Annotated in this window: 20 protein-coding genes and 1 pseudogene; 3 read left to right on the top strand and 18 right to left on the bottom strand. The window is 45.7% G+C overall.

The window, feature by feature from the left end; all coding sequences use genetic code 11:
• Positions 1-751 (top strand): annotated as a pseudogene (locus NCCP2222_RS04180) (ABC transporter permease); the annotation flags it as partial.
• Positions 752-933: 182 nt separating this feature from the next.
• Here NCCP2222_RS04180 and NCCP2222_RS04185 read toward each other — a convergent pair.
• Positions 934-1449, bottom strand: coding sequence for a type 1 glutamine amidotransferase domain-containing protein (locus NCCP2222_RS04185; protein ID WP_248509909.1), 516 nt, complete (start codon positions 1447-1449; stop codon positions 934-936).
• Positions 1450-1521: 72 nt separating this feature from the next.
• On the bottom strand, positions 1522-2115 hold the full coding sequence (locus NCCP2222_RS04190) for a DNA-3-methyladenine glycosylase (protein ID WP_248510826.1): 594 nt from the start codon (positions 2113-2115) through the stop codon (positions 1522-1524).
• A gap of 106 nt (positions 2116-2221) precedes the next feature.
• On the opposite strand from NCCP2222_RS04190, the gene NCCP2222_RS04195 reads away from it, so the two are divergent.
• Both NCCP2222_RS04195 and NCCP2222_RS04200 read left to right on the top strand, forming a co-directional pair.
• On the top strand, positions 2222-2521 hold the full coding sequence (locus NCCP2222_RS04195) for a nucleotide pyrophosphohydrolase (protein ID WP_248509910.1): 300 nt from the start codon (positions 2222-2224) through the stop codon (positions 2519-2521).
• Between the two features lie 138 nt (positions 2522-2659).
• On the top strand, positions 2660-3580 hold the full coding sequence (locus NCCP2222_RS04200; RefSeq protein WP_248509911.1) for a serine hydrolase domain-containing protein: 921 nt from the start codon (positions 2660-2662) through the stop codon (positions 3578-3580).
• A gap of 108 nt (positions 3581-3688) precedes the next feature.
• Here NCCP2222_RS04200 and NCCP2222_RS04205 read toward each other — a convergent pair whose 3' ends face one another.
• The 16 genes from NCCP2222_RS04205 to NCCP2222_RS04280 form a co-directional block, all read right to left on the bottom strand.
• Complete coding sequence (locus NCCP2222_RS04205) at positions 3689-5395, bottom strand: ABC transporter ATP-binding protein (protein WP_248510827.1); 1707 nt, start codon at positions 5393-5395, stop codon at positions 3689-3691.
• A 35-nt stretch (positions 5396-5430) separates the two neighbouring features.
• On the bottom strand, positions 5431-5949 hold the full coding sequence (locus NCCP2222_RS04210) for an AAA family ATPase (RefSeq protein WP_248509912.1): 519 nt from the start codon (positions 5947-5949) through the stop codon (positions 5431-5433).
• Between the two features lie 3 nt (positions 5950-5952).
• Positions 5953-6597 carry a uracil-DNA glycosylase gene (locus NCCP2222_RS04215; RefSeq protein WP_248509913.1) on the bottom strand — a complete coding sequence of 215 codons (645 nt, stop codon included), beginning with the start codon at positions 6595-6597 and terminating at the stop codon, positions 5953-5955.
• Between the two features lie 14 nt (positions 6598-6611).
• On the bottom strand, positions 6612-7559 hold the full coding sequence (locus NCCP2222_RS04220) for a phosphotransferase enzyme family protein (protein WP_248509915.1): 948 nt from the start codon (positions 7557-7559) through the stop codon (positions 6612-6614).
• Complete coding sequence (locus tag NCCP2222_RS04225; protein WP_248509917.1) at positions 7549-7911, bottom strand: DUF6054 family protein; 363 nt, start codon at positions 7909-7911, stop codon at positions 7549-7551. Before NCCP2222_RS04225 ends, NCCP2222_RS04220 begins: the two co-directional genes overlap by 11 nt.
• A gap of 99 nt (positions 7912-8010) precedes the next feature.
• Positions 8011-8640, bottom strand: coding sequence for a hypothetical protein (locus NCCP2222_RS04230; protein ID WP_248509918.1), 630 nt, complete (start codon positions 8638-8640; stop codon positions 8011-8013).
• Positions 8641-8725: 85 nt separating this feature from the next.
• The gene (locus NCCP2222_RS04235; RefSeq protein WP_248509919.1) at positions 8726-9805 is read right to left on the bottom strand and encodes a hypothetical protein; all 1080 of its coding nucleotides are present in this window, start codon (positions 9803-9805) and stop codon (positions 8726-8728) included.
• A 323-nt stretch (positions 9806-10128) separates the two neighbouring features.
• The gene (locus NCCP2222_RS04240) at positions 10129-11271 is read right to left on the bottom strand and encodes an MFS transporter (RefSeq protein ID WP_282570672.1); all 1143 of its coding nucleotides are present in this window, start codon (positions 11269-11271) and stop codon (positions 10129-10131) included.
• A 194-nt stretch (positions 11272-11465) separates the two neighbouring features.
• The gene (locus tag NCCP2222_RS04245) at positions 11466-12605 is read right to left on the bottom strand and encodes a FapA family protein (protein ID WP_248509921.1); all 1140 of its coding nucleotides are present in this window, start codon (positions 12603-12605) and stop codon (positions 11466-11468) included.
• 162 nt (positions 12606-12767) lie between these two features.
• Complete coding sequence (locus tag NCCP2222_RS04250) at positions 12768-13727, bottom strand: siderophore ABC transporter substrate-binding protein (protein WP_248509922.1); 960 nt, start codon at positions 13725-13727, stop codon at positions 12768-12770.
• Positions 13728-13749: 22 nt separating this feature from the next.
• Entirely contained in the window at positions 13750-14511 is a 762-nt protein-coding gene (locus NCCP2222_RS04255; RefSeq protein WP_248509923.1) for an iron ABC transporter ATP-binding protein, read from the bottom strand.
• Positions 14508-15458 carry an iron chelate uptake ABC transporter family permease subunit gene (locus tag NCCP2222_RS04260; protein WP_248509928.1) on the bottom strand — a complete coding sequence of 317 codons (951 nt, stop codon included), beginning with the start codon at positions 15456-15458 and terminating at the stop codon, positions 14508-14510. The genes NCCP2222_RS04255 and NCCP2222_RS04260 overlap by 4 nt, the downstream gene beginning before the upstream one ends.
• Positions 15451-16401 (bottom strand): ABC transporter permease, encoded by a 951-nt coding sequence (locus NCCP2222_RS04265; protein WP_248509930.1) that lies wholly within the window; start codon positions 16399-16401, stop codon positions 15451-15453. The genes NCCP2222_RS04260 and NCCP2222_RS04265 overlap by 8 nt, the downstream gene beginning before the upstream one ends.
• Positions 16402-16913: 512 nt before the next feature.
• Positions 16914-17765, bottom strand: a complete 852-nt coding sequence (locus NCCP2222_RS04270) for a DUF6612 family protein (protein ID WP_248509931.1) — start codon at positions 17763-17765, stop codon at positions 16914-16916.
• A 266-nt stretch (positions 17766-18031) separates the two neighbouring features.
• A complete protein-coding gene (gene hflX / locus NCCP2222_RS04275; RefSeq protein ID WP_248509932.1) occupies positions 18032-19303 on the bottom strand; it encodes a GTPase HflX in 1272 nt (423 codons plus the stop codon).
• Between the two features lie 29 nt (positions 19304-19332).
• The gene (locus NCCP2222_RS04280) at positions 19333-20031 is read right to left on the bottom strand and encodes a VOC family protein (protein WP_248509933.1); all 699 of its coding nucleotides are present in this window, start codon (positions 20029-20031) and stop codon (positions 19333-19335) included.
• Positions 20032-20156 lie beyond the last annotated feature (125 nt).

The raw sequence follows: 20156 nt of genomic DNA on the forward strand, positions 1-20156 counted from the left end.
AAGACAGCCACTTGGACTCGCATGGCGTTTACAACGAACCGCCTTTTGGTCATGGGGAGTAGGGATGCTCGTATTAGGATTAGCCTATGGCTCCATTCTAGGTGATTTGGAAGATTTCTTTGCAACCAATGAAATGCTAACGAGTATGCTAATTAGCGATTCAGGCAGCACTCTGGCAGCTCAATTTCTTCCTATGCTTATGGTTGTCCTAGCGTTAATCAGCTCCATTCCGGCTCTTTTAGCACTTAACAAGCTCCAATCAGAAGAAAACAAATCCCGTTTGGACCTTGTATTAAGCAGAGCGGTCTCCAAGAGAATGCTGATGGCTTCATATCTTATTGTAGCTCTTTTCAACGGGATAATAATGCTAGGTCTTTCCTCAATCGGCCTATGGATAGCAAGCCAGACCGTGATGGAAGATCCGTTTTCTCTTGGTACTTTGCTCGGTGTAAGTTTTGCACATCTGCCAGCGTTGATGATTCTCATCGCTATAAGCGCATGTCTTATTGGTTTTTACGGAAAGAAGAACTTTCTTGTCTGGCTCTATGTTCTGTACTCTTTTGTCGTGATTTATTTCGGAGGATTATTCCAGTTGCCCGGCTGGATGGAGAAATTGACGCCATTCGGTTATGTATCTAAATTGCCGATTGAGGAAATGAATTGGCTGAATATAGTTGGAATGCTTGTTATGACGATTGTGTTGCTTGCCGTTAGTTTTGACCGATACATGAAAAGGGATCTACATGGTTAAGAAAAGATACCTCTCAGAATCATACGCTCTGCAAAGGCAGGAATAGCAGACCCTTGCCAAGTGGTAATAAACACATCTTTACGTGTTGATTTCATTAGCCAATCATACTCGGCTGCTATCTCATATACCTCTATAGCAACCTAGAAGGCAAAACAAAAAACCCGTTTGCACGGGTTTTTGTTTTATTTTTCAAGCAGTTTCACAGATTCACGGACGAACGCCGGAATGTCATCAGGTGTCCGGCTTGTCACTAGCTGGTTTTGGCAGACGACTACTTCTTTGTCCGCAAATTTGGCGCCGGCGTATTCCATATCGACTTGGATGGATTTATAGCCTGTCGCATCTCGTCCTTCCAGCGTTTTCGCTGTGATAAGCAATTGTGGGCCATGGCAAATGGCGAATACCGGTTTCTTGTCGTCCATGAAACGCTTCGCAAATTGGACGAAGCGATCATCAGCGCGAAGCTGATCCGGCGAAAAGCCGCCCGGGATGAACAAAGCATCAAAGTCATCCGGATTGACTTCATCAATTCCTTTATCAATCTTTACAGTCGCTTGACCTTGCTTGCCTTTTACTTCCTTGCCCGCTTCTTTTTCAATTGTAACGACGTCATGTCCCGCTTCTTTGTAAGCGGACGCCGGTTCCGTATATTCCGAGTCCTCGAATAGATTCGTCAGTACTGTAGCAATCTTTGCCATTTGATTCCACTCTCCTTCAGAATATGCTAATGTCTCACTTTTGTCTATTCCCTTCAGGATAAGGGAATAAACTCAAGGACGGTACTTCGACACGTACGGATTGTCTTTTTCATAGAAACGCCAAGGATAATGAACCGCTTCTCCCGAGTTTCCGATGCCGACGCGGGGACCGCTTTCAACCCGCTGCGCTCCCGGCCCTTCGGAAATGAAAAGCGGTTCATCCCCCCAGTGATGACCGTAATATTTCATTGTCACACCGAGTGCCTTCGACAGCTTTCCCGGTCCGTTTGTCCAATCAATCATCCGCAAGTGTTCCCCCCGGTTCTCCTTCATCCACTCCAGTCCTTCCACCGGCTCACCCGCGCGGATCAATACTGCATGCGGTGTTCCGAGAGGACCGCTGACTACGTTCATCAGCGTATGGGTATGCATCTGATATGTGTAGACCATGCCGGGCTCACCAAACATGACTTCCGTTCGTTTCGTCCGGCGGTTGCCAAAACTATGTGCCGCCCGGTCCTCTGGGCCATGGTACGCTTCGGTTTCTACGATTCGCACAACAAGCAAGCCCTCCGGTCGTTCGTGAACGATGTACTGTCCGACCAGCTCGTGCGCAAGCTGTAAAACAGGCAGTTTAAAAAAATCTTTATCAATTGGCTTGTACAACTTCTCCACTCCAATCATCCAATGTCATGATCGCGACGAAAATATTCAACTTCATTATGGGAAATATTTCACGTATACTCAAAGAAAACATAAAGGGGTGTTGAGTATGAAACAACTGCAAAAAGAAATCCGTCAATTCACAGATGAACGGGGCTGGACAGGCAATCACGATGCACGAAACCTTGCCATTTCTATATCGCTTGAGGCGAGTGAACTGCTGGAGCATTTCCAGTGGCAAGCTCCGGAAGACGCCATTGCGTTGCGGAAAGATGAAATCGCTGATGAAGCAGCCGATGTGTTCATTTACCTTTTGCAATTTGCGGAGGCACTTGGAATTGACCTGGAGGAAGCTGCCCGCTCCAAAATGAAAAAGAACGCATCCCGTTTCCCTGTCAATTCAAACTAAACAGCCCTTATCTCACGATACCCTAAATGGAAAAGTGTGAACCAGAATGTATTTATACTAGTTAATAGCTAGTGTCATCCCTTTAAAAGAACCGGAAATGGAGATCAGTTAGCAGTGTTTTGGAAGGGGGAAAACGATTTGAATGAAGCATCCTTTATTGAGTTAGAGAAAAAACTTAAAAGCATTAAAATTGAAGCTTTTATCATTCATCAAGGGGAAAACCGGATCTTCGAATACTTGAAGAATAAAAAAATTGCAGAAAAACCGGCTAAAGTGTATTCGATCACCAAGAGTATAGTCTCTATCTTAATTGGAATTATGGTGGACAAAGGGATGATTAAAGATATTCATGAACCCATCCAAAACTATTTTCCAGACCTAGATGCGCTTAAGGATCCACAAAAGAGAGAAATTACGATCTTCCATTTGCTCACCATGACTTCCGGGTTACAGGCAGGACAATTTCAAGGATCAAAAAATCGGATCAAATTTATAGTTGAACAACCCATAACACATGAACCTGGTTCCACCTTTCAGTATAATTCAGGGGACTCTCATCTGCTAAGCGCAATCATACAGAAGATCTCTGGATTTACGACCGCGGCATTTGCTGAAAGACACTTATTCTATCCATTAGGAATACATAAATATATTTGGGTAAAGGACCCGCAAGGAATTAACGGGGGTGGTTTTAGTCTCTCTTTAAACGTGGAGGATATGGTGAAGATAGGATTATTGTTTTTAAAGGAAGGACGATTTAATTCAAAACAGATCATTTCTTCCAACTGGCTACATCAAGCGAAAACTCCATATAAACAGTTTGAAACCGAAAGAGAAGGTACAGCCGGCTATGGGTATCAGCTATGGACTTATAAAAGCACTATCAACCCAATTGACTACTATTATGCTAATGGCCTATATGGGCAATATATTTTTATAGTGCCCAAGCTAAATATGATAGCCGTCGCCAAAAGCCATCTGCAGGATGATCAACAACAATCAGCACCAAGACTCTTTTTCGATGAAATAATAGGCAGTTGGCTTAAGAAGAATGATTAAAAGCAGTCGCCCATTAATGAAAAATGTACACGCCTAAAATTAGGGGTGTACATTTTTCATATACCTTAGCTTTTCTATTCAGATGATAAAGTAACAAATCTATATTTTTTACGCAAACAGCCCTTGCCCTTCGGCAAACTCCCTATATAAGGCATGCTTCGCTGCCAATTCCTCGTGCGTTCCAATTCCGGTAATCTGGCCGGCTTCCAGAAAAATGAGCTGATCCGCATGGATGACTGTCGCCAAACGGTGGGCGATGATCAATGTCGTCCGCCCTTCCATCAAACGCTGGAGTGCTTCCTGTACATGCGTTTCAGAGCCGCTGTCCAAATTGGAGGTCGCTTCATCGAGTAGCAGGATTTCCGGATTATGAAGCAGTGCACGTGCAATCGCAATACGTTGGCGCTGGCCGCCCGAGAGTTTCATGCCTCGCTCACCTACAAGTGTATCGAACCCATCTGGCATTTCCTCAATGAATGCAAGCGCATTGGCCGCTTCTGCCGCTTTCCGTACTTCTTCAAGAGATGGCCGCTGATCCAGTCCATAGGCGATGTTGTCAATGATTGTTCCGCTTAACAACGGACTTTCCTGAGACACATATCCTATTTTCTTTCTCCATTCAGAGAGTGACATATCATGAATCGGAAGGGCGCCAAGCCGTACTTCCCCTTCTGTCGGAGAATAGAACCGTTCAATTATCGAAAAGATCGTCGTCTTCCCGCCACCGCTTGGCCCGACAAATGCTGTAACTGTCCCGGGTGCCGCGTTGAACGAGACCCCTTTCAGCACTTCCTTTCCGGATTCATAAGAGAAGCTGACGCCATCAAATTGTATGGCCCCGTCTACCGCCAATTGCGTTCCATCAGCCGGCTCGCTCTCCATCTGCAAGATTTGCTGAATCCGGTCCGTAGCGCCGACAGCTTTCTGGAAGATGGTAAAGACTTGCGCCATCTGGGCAAACGGCATGATGATCTGGAACATAAGGAAGATGATCGCTACGAGTGTTCCGGCAGTTAAGTCTCCCCGCGACACTTGTGCTCCGCCATAGCCAAGAATGACGACGAGGATGCCCATCATGACGAGCGTCATGACAGGCGAAATGATCGCCTGGATTTTCGCTTCTTTCAAACCGAAAGAAAAGAGCGAACGAATCGCCTTCCGTCCATTCTCCTCCTCAGCCGGTTCCGCACGATACGCCTTCACTAAACGAATTTCCCCTAGCACACGTCCTAAGTGGCCCGAAAACTTCGCCATTTCTCCTTGCGTCGCCTTTGCAATTTTATGCATAATCCGGCCAAGCGGCAGAATGATTGCAAAGCTGACAGGCACGCTAATCAACATAATGAGCGTCATTTTCCAATCAAGGAATAGCAAAATGGCGACCGCCCCGATAATCGAGATGATGCCTGTAATAAAACTGACCATATGATCAGACACAAGCGTCTTCAACATTGTCGTATCTTGTGTAATCCGGCTCATTGTTTCTCCGGTCTCATTGTCATCATAATAGGAGACTGGTAGCCTTAGGATCTTCGCCCAAAGCCTGCCCCTGAGGTCAGCGACAATGGTCTCCCCAATATAGGCCAGCAAATAGAATGAGACCCCGCCGAGCACAGCCTGCAAGATGAAAACGACAAACAGGAAAGCCCCGGTCTGCCAGGTGAAGGACGCTTGTGTCAGTGAATCGACAAGCTCCCTTGTGACAAGTGGGACTGCGAGGCTCGCAATTGTTGAAAACAATGCGAGGGTGAGTGCCAGCGCTGTTTTTCCCTTCGGCCAATCTAACTGTTTGAGCAAGCTAAAGAATTCTTTCATTGAACCTTTGGCATGTACTTCTTTTTCCACTGCATTCACCCGATCTCTTTCAGATTTTGGAGCCACTTCTTCTGCTCAGCAGGATTCTTCAAAATGAGAATATCCGCATTGCAACGACCCAGCATCTCGAGGACGCCGGGACGTTTTTTCTTTGGATAGGTCCAGATGAACTTGATGAATTCGCAATCCACTTTTTCAGGACATCCTTCCCCCATGTCAGGACGCGTCTTTCCCCTGTACATCCATCGTCGTTTCAATATCCGGGCGAGACAGAGCCAATTCGGGAAATCGAGAAAGATTACCAAATCTGCATACTGAGCCCGCATTTCGATCGTAGAATTGAAATTGCCATCGATGATCCACTCGGGTTTCTCCAGCTCCTTTTGCAAGGCTGCGCGGAATTCAGCCTTGGGGGTAGGCGTCCAGCCTTTATTCCAAAATAGAGCATCTAAATGAAGGACCGGCAGATCCATCTTCCCTGCTAGCTCCTTTGACAGCGTCGACTTCCCCGCCCCACTGCTGCCAATGATTAGGACTCTCTTATATGTCTTCATTGATTAGCGTCCTTCCAAAAGTCGTCCGATTTCCAGCCAGTCCGCCTCCAGTGCAGGACGGTGCGAAGGCCGGTAAAAGATGGAGGCCGGATGGAATGTCGGGACAATCGAGTATGTTTTCTCCGTCCATCCAAATGTACTGCCATCTAAACTTTCTAAATGGCGGATTGGCCCAGTGATCAGCTGTCCGTGCAATTCGGTCACTTTCGCCTCTTTCCCGAGCAGACGCTGCAACCCGACATTACCAAGGGTTACAATGAGTTTCGGCTGCACATGCGTCAGCTCATAATCCAACACGGGGGCATGGGCGATGATTTCCTTCTGCGTGGGAGGCCGGTTGTACTTCCGTTTCACAACCGTGCCATCTCGCTCCTTTTTTGTTCCCCACTTATAGGGCCTGCTGCGGACAGCACTCGTTATGTAGACGTCTTCTCGAGTCAAACCGATTGTCGCAAGTGATTTCATGAGTTCTTTGCCCGCTCGCCCGATAAACGGGATGCCATCCACGATTTCAAACTCCCCCGGCGCTTCGCCAATGAGCATAATTTCGGGGTTTTGCGGTCCTTCTCCGTAAACGAACCCTTCCACAGGAAAGCCTTCGATTCGCTTCCGCCCAAGCTCCGCAACCGATTCAGGTATCCGGAACATCAGATCACTCCCTTTCAGGATTGTAATAAAGAAATCGTCTCCTCGATAAATTGCTTTCCATCGCCCTGTTTAATCTGTTCAATCCCTTCCTCTACTCGGTCATACCGGAAAGGCCGGATGACCGAGACCAAATCGGGGATGACCTGTAATTCAAGCTCCGTAAAGGGCCGCTCTTTCGTGTAGGCCGCCAAGAAGGCTTCATAACGCGCTTCTTCGGATTCATCCCCTTTGAATCCTTCATAATGCCAGGCGAGATAGATAGCGCTCGCTACACTATCGTTAACCAAGCGCTCATCTCCCGCAATATTATAATCATACACAGCAGATATCCGATTGCCATCAAAAAGCATATTATAAGGCGCCAGATCACCTTGCGTCGCTCCAATTGGCAGATCGTCCCAAACTTGGTGGAGTGCCGCCCGCCTTGATTCATACAGGCTGCGAATCAACTCCTGTTCCTCGGGAAAGGAGCCATTCTCCTCAAGCGCCTTCATCAAGTCCAGAAAGCATAATTCATTTTCGTCGTAATCGCCAAGCGCATCAGTCGCATTGCCGCCGAACATTCCCCAGGAAGTCCCCCTGCCAAGCCGCAGCTCTTTGGAGAGGGAAAGCGCATGTTCCTTCCCCGTTAAACAGGCGATCTCTTCTATTTGCCGTAGATTGATTCCTTCCACTTCTGCCCCTTTGCCTTTTCGTTCGAGGATGAACAGCAAGCCCTCGCGCTCCACATAATCTGCCCCGTCTAATGTTTTTTCCGGTCCGATATACGGCAAGCCGGACATGCTCGCCTCTCGGATAAAGGCAATTAGCCTCTCAAGGAATGGTTTCTCGATTTTTTCACCTTTTAAATAAAACGTGTCTCCGTTCACCAGAACTTCCGCAACAAGCCGTTCTTTATCTCGCAATATTTCAAAGCTCGTGAGCGGCTCCTCTACGAACTTTCCCATCACTTCAGAAATCAAAACGATCTTCCCCTCCGATCCGGTGAGGCGCAAGCGCTCTGGCGACGCTATTCGCGAAATTACTGCCCGCGCCCCAGTCAAAACGGAAGAACACACCTTCCGAACTTCCAGCCGCCACCACATGAACAGTCGTCACGCCTTCAAAATTATCAATGGTTGACGTGACAGAAGCCCGATTATTGGACCGCATATAATATTTTTCCATGATCAGCACATGCATTTCATACTCGCCGACCTGGCGGGAATAACTGTCAACCAGTGTACCGCTAATGTTGCGCTGCAATATTTCATTTTCGATCAAATCTCTCGCCTCTCTAGGCGATATGCTCACTTGAAAAGTTTCTTTTGCCATTGGAATAACCCCCTTCTTTTTATTACGAAAGAAGGCAGGTAGAAGTTTCAAAATGGAAAAAGACCCCTTACACAGGGGTCTGTCTTAGTCCTTCGAAAACTACGTATCTTCTCGGTTAGCTACGATAAACTCATACCAATTCGACTGCTCATATCGAAGAATGTAATGGAAGTCTTCCCAATAAGATTCCCGATTCGTCCGCTCGAACGCTTCGGAAGTCTCTTCCTTGAGAGGATACACTTCATCCATAATGCGCTGTTTCTCCTCATCATTTAATTCCGGTTGGACGGATTCAATGACGGTCTCTATGAGTACATTCGCATCCTCTCGGGGTGCCTCAATACCCTCAAGCTCCAACTTGATCGCTTTAATTTCCTTGTTTTTAGGCATTTCAATGACACTCAGCAGAACATCTTTATCCAATTGGATGGATGCCGTCCGCGTATCGTCACTCTCCTGCCATTCATACTCCTTAATTGTAACGGGGAGTTTACGCCTTTCTGCATTGGCATTGAACGCCTCCTCAAATTCATCCATCGTCAAACCGATCGTCAAGTCATTCTTCACACCTGTTTCCTTGCTGTCTTCCTGTTGGCCCGCATCGGACTGTTCGTCTTTTGATGTGTTGCCGCCCTTCGAGGAGTCCGACTCATCAGTTTTATTGCTGCAGGCGGCCAGACTCAAGACCAATGCGAAGACGAGCAGGAGAAATGTAATCCGTTTGTTCAATCTGCTCCCTCCTATTCTTCAGTCAGAGTAATCTATTATCTTTACCCGTTCCCTCTGAGATGAATCATAGAGTCCTGTTCCGCGCTTACCGTTTTTTAAGGCGTTTGGCATTTCGGCTGTGCGTCGAGTTTTGTTGACGTTTCTCCGACTTGGTGTTTAATTTTGGACGTTCCTTGTGCGACTGTTGTTTCTGATACTTCAGCTTCAGCGGCCGCTCGCCTTTGTAGTAGGAACCCGTCCGCCTTTTTCGTCGCATCATGATGAAAGTTAAGCCGACCAGCCATGTCAAGACAATCGTTACGTAATAAATCATCATCCGAGAATTAAAAGCGAGTTGAAATACACTCATGGTATCGATCTTCGATACAAACACATTGTACGGGTTATCTTTCATATAACGGATTGGGAGTGTGCCGTCCTGCTTGTTGTAAACTGACCCCGTCACTTCTTTACTAACAATTATTCGTTCGCCTTCCTTCGTTTCAAATGTTAGCATCAAGTAATAAATTCTATTTTCGTACCGGTTGCTTCTTCTCTCATAATACATATCACCGACTTCAGCAACTGTCTCCACTTGCTCACCAGTTGCAAACCTCTCTGCGACGTTTTGAATGACCAGAATCGCTGTCCAGTAGGAGTACAAGAGACCGATCGCGATAACGCCCAGAAAAATGTATGGAGAAAAAATGTTGAACAGCTTGTCTTGACGATCCAACCACCGATTGAATGCCGGTATTTTGAACAATATATACAAGAGGTAACCCAGTGGATAGACCGACCAGACGAGCAAGAAAATCGGAAACTCACTGAAGGAGCCCTTTATATCCAAATCACTGTAGAAACTTTTCCCGATTTGATAAACCGGAATAGTTTCGTATACTTCCACTGCATCGAACTGTTCCTTCGTCAACTGGACAAACGTTCCCGGATCCAGCTTAATCGGATTTCTCCATTGATCCATCATTTGCAGCGTTGCAATATAATCCAGATCACCGAACAAATCCTTCACGCCTGTCTTGCCGTACACCATCGCCTCCGTCTGCTCACCTTTTGATTCTTGTCGCACTTCCAGAAACTCTGTCAAATCTTCAATGAACAAACTGACAAACACATAACAGACAAAAAGCAAGATACTCTCTTTCGCGATCTTCTTAATTAATTTCATCTGATTCTCCTTATACAGTAAAACTAAGTACCAGTTTGCTAGAAAGTTGGGGTGGATACAAGTGATAACAATTTGGATTGATTTGTTGGGGTGGAGATTTTCCTTACATGGAGTGTTTTGATTTAGGGGCACGGTTATGCACGGCGTTAATCTGGCTGCTTTATGCGCAAATATCCTCCTGATATGCGCGGGTGGCACCGTTTATGCGCGGGCTTCCCCCCTGCCGAAAGCATAGCGCCACTCCCTTCAGCCGCTGCGCATGGCTGTTTACAACATACTATCAGATCCACTCCACAAAAAAGAGCCGCTCCCAGGCGGCTCCTTTATTCCAGTTCCATTTGTTTCGTTTCCGTTCCTAGCGCCAGTACCGCGATAACACCAATTAGTATGGCACCGCAGAAAATGGAGAAGATGACTCCAAAATCGTAGCCTGCGGTCAACAGCCAGCCGACAAGCAACGGGCCGAAGATGCCGCCGATCCTTCCTACCGCAGCGGCCATCCCGGAACCCGTGGCCCGTACTTCTGTCGGATATTGCTCGGGAGAATAGGCATACAATGCGCCCCATGCACCCAAATTGAAAAACGACAGGAATGCGCCCGAGGTGAGCAGCCAGACAAGATGATCGGCATTGCCGAAGAAGAAAGCACTCGCAGCTGTTCCTAGAAGATAGGTGGCCAGCACAAATTTCCTTCCTGCCCGTTCAATCAGCCAAGCGGCCGTGAAGTATCCTGGCAGTTGAGCCAGTGTCATCAAGAGAACATAGCCGAAGCTTTTGATCATATCAAATCCTTTTAGGACCATGACGCTCGGCAGCCATAAGAACATCCCATAATAGGAAAAAACAACGGTGAACCAGACGATCCACAGCATGAGCGTCCGGCGACTATAGGGCTTCGTCCAAATAGATTTGATTTTAAACCACACAGATTGTTTTGGCTTTCCGTCTAACTCAAACTTCGGGGAGTCCGGCAAGTTTCTACGCAGGTAAATTGCGTAGAATGCTGGTAGAGCCGTTATTACTAACGCCACCCGCCAGCCAAATTCCGGGATGATAAAGTAAGCAATCAACGCGGCAATTAGCCAACCGACCGCCCAAAAGCTTTCCAGCAGAACGACCACCCTGCCCCTTTCATGCGCCTTTACACTTTCAGATACTAAAGTTGAGGCGACCGGCAATTCTCCACCAAGCCCTGCTCCTACCAGAAACCTGAGAACTAAAAAGATAAGCAGCGTGGAAGTGAGGGCCGACAATCCGCTCGCCACGGAAAAGAGGACGAGGGTCATCATGAATACTGACTTCCGGCCGATCCGATCAGCCAGCAAACCAAACACAAATGCGCCGACCGCCATCCCGATCGAGTTGACACTGCCGATCCAGCCCATCTCCGCCGGGGATAAATGCCACTCCACCGCTACTGCTGCAATGACAAAGGACAAGATCCCCACATCCATTGCATCAAACATCCAACCCGTTCCGGCAATGGCTAATAGCCGGTTACGGGATAATTTCTTTGTTGTTTTCAAGTGAAAAAATCTCCTCGCTTGTAAGTGTCTTGACACGTGTAATTATAGTTCGAGATTCACAACTTCACAAGAAGATTTTTTCCAACGAGACTCCTTTTCATTCTAGAAGATGGTCTTCCCCTCCGTATTCATGCTTATACAATCAGCTTCCCATCCACCATTCGTGCAAAAATTCCGATCTGGTCCTTCTCTACCAAATGACATTCGGTACCTACCCAAAGTTCCGTGCCGGTTCTCGCTAATCCAATGGTAATTGTGCCTGACTCACTCGTTTTTAAAACTGTCTTCCCGCCCGTCGCCGATCCGGATTCTAGAACCGAAATTTTTTGATCGGCATACATCTCACCACCCCTGCAGATGCCTTCCACATATACATCTCTCCTAGCGGATACCGAACAGTTGCAAAGACCTCTGTCTGTCACCATAATTGTTCCATTGCAAGTGAGTACACTGTTAAGGGCATAGGGCAACTCCAGAAGGGAATCGAGCTTCCCATCCTCTGCATGACGGTCATGCATTTGCCTGGCCTCGATCACAAGCCGCGAAAACTCCTGTGCATTTCGAACGCCAGACTTCACAGTATCGGATAAAACATTGTACAAGTGGTTTGCTAAAACCTCCCAATCATCCGAAAGCTGCGATGTATGTTTTTTCACCTTTTGAATAAACTCTTGTTTCATCCGCTGGAAGGGAATGAACTTCTCCTCCAGAATCCAGTGGAAGAGACGGTTCAGCTCGGCCGCATCAATCTCCTCAGGAGACCTGTCCCGTACAACAAGAATTTCACTGATCGCCCGGTCAATCCGTTCCAAGTAGTGGACGACCCCTTCCAACCGTAAAGACAATTCATTTTCCAATGCATCCCGGACACCAACATGAATTGCAGAGGACAGTACATTCCCTCTGATTTGGACTTTCCTTTCCCCTTCCACAATCGCCTTTTGGACAGTGCCTCCGATCTCAATGCTTCCGACTGATTCAATGAACAGCGAGGGTTGGACATTGCCTGTAATGTGAAGATCCCCACTGGAACTGATATTTCCAGTACTGCGATCCACATCGCCATGTATCATTAAAGCCACGCCTTCACAGTTCGCCAAATCATCGGTTTGTTGACGTCGGAACGCCTTCAATTCTACCGGCTGGCCAGGCACATACAATTCCGTCAGCAACTCAATATCCATCTCTTTTCTCTTTTTCAAACTCAGTTCTACAAGCGCCTGCTCAATTGCCTCTTCCAAGGTTGACGCCTTGACTACGACCGACTCCACCATACCCCTCGTCCCTTCTTCCCGGCTCCTTTTTTTCTATCGTAGCATAGACGTCTTCCCAGCGCGCTCGGCTAAAGGTAATGAAAACACAAATAGCTTTCAAATTACCTTATTTTCCGGTAAAAAAAGATCCACCTACCGAGATGGTAGGTGGATCCAGAGATTTTAAAGTCCTGCTTCTACTTCCGAAATCATTTCTTTCATTGAAATCAAACCGCCACCGGATAAGTACCAGTACTCACCGTTCAAGTAGACGATTTTTCCGTTCTTATAAGCATTTGTCTTTTTCACAAGGTCATTTTCAATCGAGTCTTTTGCGCTTGCTCCATTGCCGACAGCCGCATCCCGGTCGACCACGTAAAGGATATCTGGATTCTGTTCAAGAATGTATTCAAACGTAATGTTTTGGCCATGAGTAGAAACTTCAATTTTTTCATCTGACGGTTTTACGCCAAACACGTCATGGATCAGGCCGAAACGTGAGCTTGGTCCGTATGCGCTCACTTTACCTTCTGTAGCAAGTACGATCAGCCCTTTGGAATCCATGCTAGTTGTCTTTTCCTTAATGGCATCGATACGCTTGTCGATGTCTTCCAACTCTGCTTTCACTTCATCTTCTTTATCGAAAATCTGTCCCATCAATTCCGCATTATGTTTGAACGATTCCATATAGTTCGCTGTGTCTAAGCCCACATAGACAGTTGGGGCAATTTCAGCAAACTGGTCATACAACTCCGCTTGGCGGCCCGAAATGAAGATAACATCCGGCTTCAACGCATGTAGCGCTTCAAAATCAGGTTCTTTCAAGCTTCCTAAGTTTGTATACTTGTCATCATCGTACTTAGATAGGTAACCTGGTACGTTTGTACGTGGCAGACCTGCTACCTCAACGCCTAGATCATCCAATGTGTCGAGAGTACCGAAGTCGAATACGACAACTTTTTCAGGATTTTTTGGAACTTCCACATCTCCATATTCGTGTTTGACAGAAACTGTTTCCGATTGTGCAGGCTCTGAAGAACCATTGGAATCTTTTGATGACGATTTGTCGTCTGATTTACTTCCGCAAGCGGCAAGCACAAGCATAAGTGCTGCAAGTAGCAGCGTGATTGAAAACTTTTTCATCCTAAACCATCCTTTTTTGATTTTATGAGTTAAAATAAACGCAAATATTGCAGTTGTTCATCTTTTGAATTGGAATATCCATGTCGTAGATTTCCTTCAATGCATCCGAATTAATGATTTCATCCGTTGGACCATCCTTGACGACACGTCCATCCTTTAATGCGACGATACGGTCGGAATAGACAGACGCAAAATTGATATCATGTAATACGATGACGACCGTTTTTCCAAGGTCTTCAACGAGACGGCGCAATATCTTCATTATTTGAACCGAGTGCTTCATGTCGAGATTGTTGAGTGGTTCGTCAAGCAAGATATAATCCGTATCCTGTGCAATAACCATGGCAATAAATGCCCTTTGGCGTTGCCCGCCTGATAATTCATCCAAATAGGCATACTGCATATCCATTAATTCCATATACTCCATCGCTTGCTCGACGATTCGGATATCCTCGGCATTCAAATGCCCTTTGGAGTGAGGGAAACGGCCGAAGGAGACAAGCTCACGTATCGTCAACCGGACATTCATGTAGTTGGATTGCCGCAGGATTGACACCCGCTTTGAAAAATCATTGGACTTCATTTTCTTCACGTTGTCATTGTCGACTAGCACTTCACCTGTATCTGCATCAAGCAGACGGCTTACCATCGAAAGAAGTGTCGATTTTCCCGCACCGTTCGGACCGATGAAAGAAGTGATTTTACCTCGATGAATGTTGACATTCACCTTTTCCACAACCGCTTTCTTCCCATAAAACTTCGACAGCTCTCGAACTTGAATCATGAAGATCGACTCTCCTTTAACAGTAGATAGATAAAGTACACGCCACCGACAAAATTGATAATGACACTAAGTGTAGTAGAGAAAGTGAAGACACGCTCCACAACCCATTGACCGCCGACCAGTGCAATTATACTCATGATCGAAGCGCCTGCAATCAAGACCGAATGCTTGTAAGTCTTGAAAAACTGATAGGACAAATTGGCAACGATGAGACCGAAAAATGTAATAGGGCCAACAAGCGCTGTTGAGACTGAAATCAGTACAGCCGCAATGACAAGCATCAGTTTGACGACTTTGTCATAGGAAACCCCTAAATTAATCGCCGTATCCCTTCCTAGCGAAAGGACATCGAGTTCATTGAACGACCGCATGCCGATTAGAAACATGAGAATGACGATTGCCAAAGCCCACCAAACGAGCTCTCCGCTAACATTATTAAAGCTGGCGAACATTTTATCCTGCACCCGAAGGAACTCATTCGGATCGATTAGCACTTGAAGGAATGTCGAGATGCTCTGGAAGAATGTCCCGATAATAATCCCGACAAGCAACAAGAAGTAAATCGGCTGCTTTCCTCTTTTAAATAAAAACCGATAGAGTATCAAAGCGAAAACAACCATGGTCGCAACAGATAAAATAAAATTCACATGCCGGTTCACAATCGTAATATGGCTGGAACCGAGGAAGAAAATAACGACCGTTTGAAGCAATATATAGAGTGAATCCAATCCCATAATACTTGGAGTGAGGATCCGGTTATGTGTAATCGTCTGGAATATGACGGTCGAATAAGCGATCGCCACTCCAGTGAGCGCCATAGCCAGTACCTTGATGCCTCGGCGCGGCAATGCATAATCATAGCTTCCATTCAATTCATGGAATAAATACAGTCCGCAGAACAGAGCAGCGAGCGATGCTAAAATGATCATTTTATTTGAGTTACGCATAGGCTTTCCTCCTAAATAGCAGATAGAGGAAGATTCCGCTGCCGATTACTCCGACCATTAAACTGATGGATATTTCATAAGGGTAAATGAGAACCCTGCCAAGAATATCACAAACTAGCAGGAAAATAGCTCCTAACAACGCTGTGTGCGGTAATGTTTTTTGCAAGTGATCCCCTTTGAAGATCGAAACGATATTTGGAATGATCAATCCTAGAAACGGAATCATCCCGACTGTCAAAACGACCGTCGTTGTAATTAATGCAACGAGGATCAAACCGATGTTGACAATCCGTTTGTAAGCAAGGCCCAGATTTTTTGAGAAATCTTCGCCCATTCCGGCAACCGTAAACCGGTTGGCATACAGATAAGTAATGATAAGCACCGGAATGCTTATGTATAAAAGCTCATAACGACCCTTCATGATCATCGAAAAGTCCCCTTGCAGCCAAGCCGACATATTCTGGATGACATTCGATTTATACGCAAAGAACGTTGTGATCGAAGATAGAATATTCCCGAACATTAGACCGACCAGCGGAATGAAAATCGCATCCTTGAACTTGATTCGGTCAAGGATTTGCATAAACAGCAAAGTGCCGGCAAGTGCAAATGCAAAGGCGACAGCCATTTTTTCCAGCATGGAAGCGTTCGTGAATAATAGCATCGAAACGAGTATGCCCAAACGAGTGGCATCGAGAGTACCTGCTGTCGTTGGCGAAACAAACTTATTCCGGCTCAGTTGCTGCATGATGAGACCAGCGATGCTCATACCGGCGCCGGCGAGTAAAATGGCGACTAGCCTCGGCAAACGGCTGATCAGGAATATTTCAGTTTCCTCCGACTTAAAATCTAGCAGATCCATCGGTGTTATATGGCTCACCCCTACAAAGAGCGATAGGAATGAGAGCAGAATGAGTGCGATGATCAAATAGCGTTTCTTCATGAAGATAAAATCCCCGATATCGAATATTTGCTTCTAATTGAGAAACATCAGATGAAAACGATTATCAATTAGCTGCAAATTCAATTATAGCAGGAATGAATGGAGTGTCAACCTCTAACTGAAAATGATTATCACTGAAGAAGAATGTGCCCCCTTTCCAACATGAATAGGGTTGGGAAAATCGCTTGGTTATGAAGTTTGAAGCATTTGTGACGGGATTTTAACATCTGACTGCTGAGGTTTGATTAGAGGAGAAATAGGTTGCGGCAATGAGAAAGAAGTAAGAACGCGAACTGTAGATTACACACCACTGAACTGAAAACGCATTGTTCTTGCATTCGGCTATCCCATCTATATGTCCCCCTTCCACCTCCCATTCTTCACAAAAGATAAGAATTCAAAACTAATAGGTTTACATGAGCGCCACCTTGGGAATACTATTACCATCCCACCCCTTTCTTTTATAAAAAAAAGCACTGCCGACGACATTATTGTCGGGCAGTGCTGTTTTTTTATTCACCCATTAATTCGCTCATATCAACTGCATTGTCAATAACATCTTGTGGAACTGTCACTTCAACTTCGTTGATTTTCGTGATGACAGCCTTCACTTTTTGGTCTGTGTTAACTGTTTCCCCATCGATAACCATATCGAGGCTCATGTCCATGTTGAAAGCAGTTGTGTAGAACGTTTCTTTGTCGATGAAGATTTCAAAGTAGACATCGTGCAATGTCATTTCTTCTGCTTCCGCTTCCGCTCCGCTTGCTTGATCTTCTTCCATTTGTTTCAAGAGCTTTTCAAACTTTTCGCCAGACGCTTTTAATTTTAGAATATAAGAGTCGTCTGTCTGTTCAAATTTGAACTCATCTACGTAGTCTTTGAATAATTTCATGTCTAATGTAGGATCTTCACCGGCCATCTCTTCAAACATTTCAGCAGCAAATTCTTCAGGGAACTTGATCCACTGACCAGTTTCCGGATCGTTCATGTATACTTCTTTTTCAGAGATATACATTTCCATTTCATTCTGGCCGTATTCACCCATATCCATTTTCATTGTTTGGTGAATCGTCATCGGCTCAACTACCGCATCCATATTCAACGTAATTTTACTATTGACTGTCTCGCCGCCAGATTTCATGACTTGCTCAATATCCATGTCCGTATGCATGCTCTTTTGCTCTTGGCTGACTGCCATTGCCTTCTCGTATACTTCTTGAGCTGTCATTTTGCTAATATCTGTAGTTTCCTTTTCCTTGCCTGTCTCGGCATCGACCGTTGTTTTCGGCTCTGCTTGATTACCGCAAGCGGCAAGCGAGAATGCCAATACTCCGGCTCCAATTACTTTTAACCATTTCTTCAAATGTAACGCTTCCTTTCGGATGATAATTTTTGTTGCTGTGTTACATACGACAGGTTTCAACATTAGTTTCATAATCTATTAAAATTACTACATTTGACTTATAATCTATCCACTTTTCGGGATTTTTTACCCAAATTTTTAAAAGAGTCCTTACTCACGTATATTCTCTACACAAAAGGGTATACTCTTTATATCCCACCCCCCTTTCTCTTATATCATAAAAGCGGCACCGCCACTGGTTGATCCAGTGCGGTGCCTTTTTTTTATTAATGACTAATTATATAGGGGTCGAAACGAGACTTCAGCGCTTCCGGCATTTCAACCGTCAGAACCGTCCCGTCTTCCTCATACTCTGTCCGTTTGACAGTCGCTTTTTCATTTAGGAACGAAACAAGATCGCCCCGATCAAAAGGAAGCCTCAATTTACATGTTATATACTGATCAAAAATATATTTTTTGATCAATGCAATCAATTCATCCAGACCTTCGCCTTCTTTAGCCGAAATCCATACATTATCTCCATGAACCCGAGGATATTCGATCATCGCCATATCTGATTTGTTATAGATATGAAGGGTCTGTATATTCTCCACTCCGACATCTTCCAATGTTTGCTCCGTCACTTTCATCATATAATCATGTTCCGGATTGGAGACATCCACGACATGCAAGAGAAGATCTGCCTCTCGCGCCTCTTCCAGCGTCGAGCGGAATGCCTTGACGAGGTGATGTGGCAGTTTGGAAACAAAGCCAACTGTATCTGTCAGAAGGAATTCTTTATGATCTTGGAGACGGACCTTGCGCACGGATGTATCGAGCGTGGCAAACAGCATATCCTTTTCAAAAACTTGCTTGGCATTGGACTCATCCATCCGGAGCAATAACTGATTCAGCAAAGTCGATTTGCCAGCATTTGTATAACCGACAATGGAAACGACCGGGATGCCGCGCTTCTTCCGTTGCTTCCGCTGGGTTTCCCGTTGATCTTTTGCGTGTTCCAAGTCTCTTCGAAGCTTGGCAATTTGGTCCTCAATCTTCCGGCGATCGAGCTCCAATTTCGTCTCTCCGGCCCCTTTGTTCTGGAAACCGCCGCCTGTACCGCCGCCTTGCCTGCTGAGAGAAGCACGTAAACCGACAAGCCGCGGCAGCGTATATTGCAATTGTGCCAGTTCCACTTGCATTCGTGCCTCGTGCGTACGGGCACGCCGTGCAAAAATATCAAGGATGAGCATAGTACGGTCAATCACCTTCACTTCCAACTCGGCTTCCAAGTTTCGGATTTGAGAAGGTGCCAGTTCATCATTAAAGATAACAAGGTTTGCCTCTGTCGCTTCATACATATGGCGGATTTCATCGACTTTACCCTTTCCGACGTAATGTGTCGGGTTGCGTCGCTCCAAGTTTTGTGTCACGCTTCCGACGACTGTTACGTCAATTGCTTCCGCCAAGTTTTTCAGTTCTTCCATTTCATATTCGAAATGCTCGTCATCCGCTTCTTTTACTCCGACGAGCACTGCATGTTCCACTAAGATATCCATAGAAGGCCCCTTTCAATTGTTATCTGCTTTTATGCTTCAGTTTTGCCAATGATGACGTCTGCCAATCTTTCTTTCCCCTCATCCCGTTGATGAAATGATAACCTTACGTTTTCCAAACGGATGGAATGATCGTCTCCTACTTTTTGCGAAAGGAGTACCGCCCACTCACCTGTTTCTTTTAATGGATCTTGCACATGAAAGATGCATTCACGGATGGCCAGTTTTTCATTTTCAGAGGGCAGCGTGCCTTCTTTTTTTAATTTCTCCATGCGGACATCTTCCGGCTCGTCCCATTTAATGAAAAACGGATAAGGCAGCTCATCAGTGACCGGCTGTTTAATAAAAAGCATCTTCCACTTTTTCAATTCTCCGCGAGCCGTTCGACGCTGGGCTTCCAATACTCCCGACGTTTGAAATCCTTTATTTTCAACTTCTGCCTGAAACGATTCGATACCTTCCACCGAAAGACAGAGCGTCCCCCAACCTTCGCCATCGGGAAGATCATGCAACAGCAGACGCGTCAGCGGGTGGTCAACTTGACTGGCAAGCTCTGGTTTCTCGACTGCCAGCCATTCCACATACGCATTTCCCGCATATAATAAAGCATTGTGCGTTCCCCATTTCTCATGGCGGCCCCCTTCAACAGCATGCCGTCCTTCTTCCGCTTGCTGCCGGACTGCTTCAGCCGGACTTTTTTGTGTGAAATATACGACATGATCCAATTTCATACCCAAAACTCCTCCTCTTTATAGTAGCTTTTCTATTACTCTACATGATAGCATCAAGTTGTTGAATTGCATTGCATGTGTTAATTAAATAAGGGTACTCATACAATATATTTAATTTTTATTGA

Origin of the sequence: Sporosarcina sp. NCCP-2222 (assembly GCF_023168145.1) — a bacterium.
GTDB lineage: Bacteria > Bacillota > Bacilli > Bacillales_A > Planococcaceae > Sporosarcina.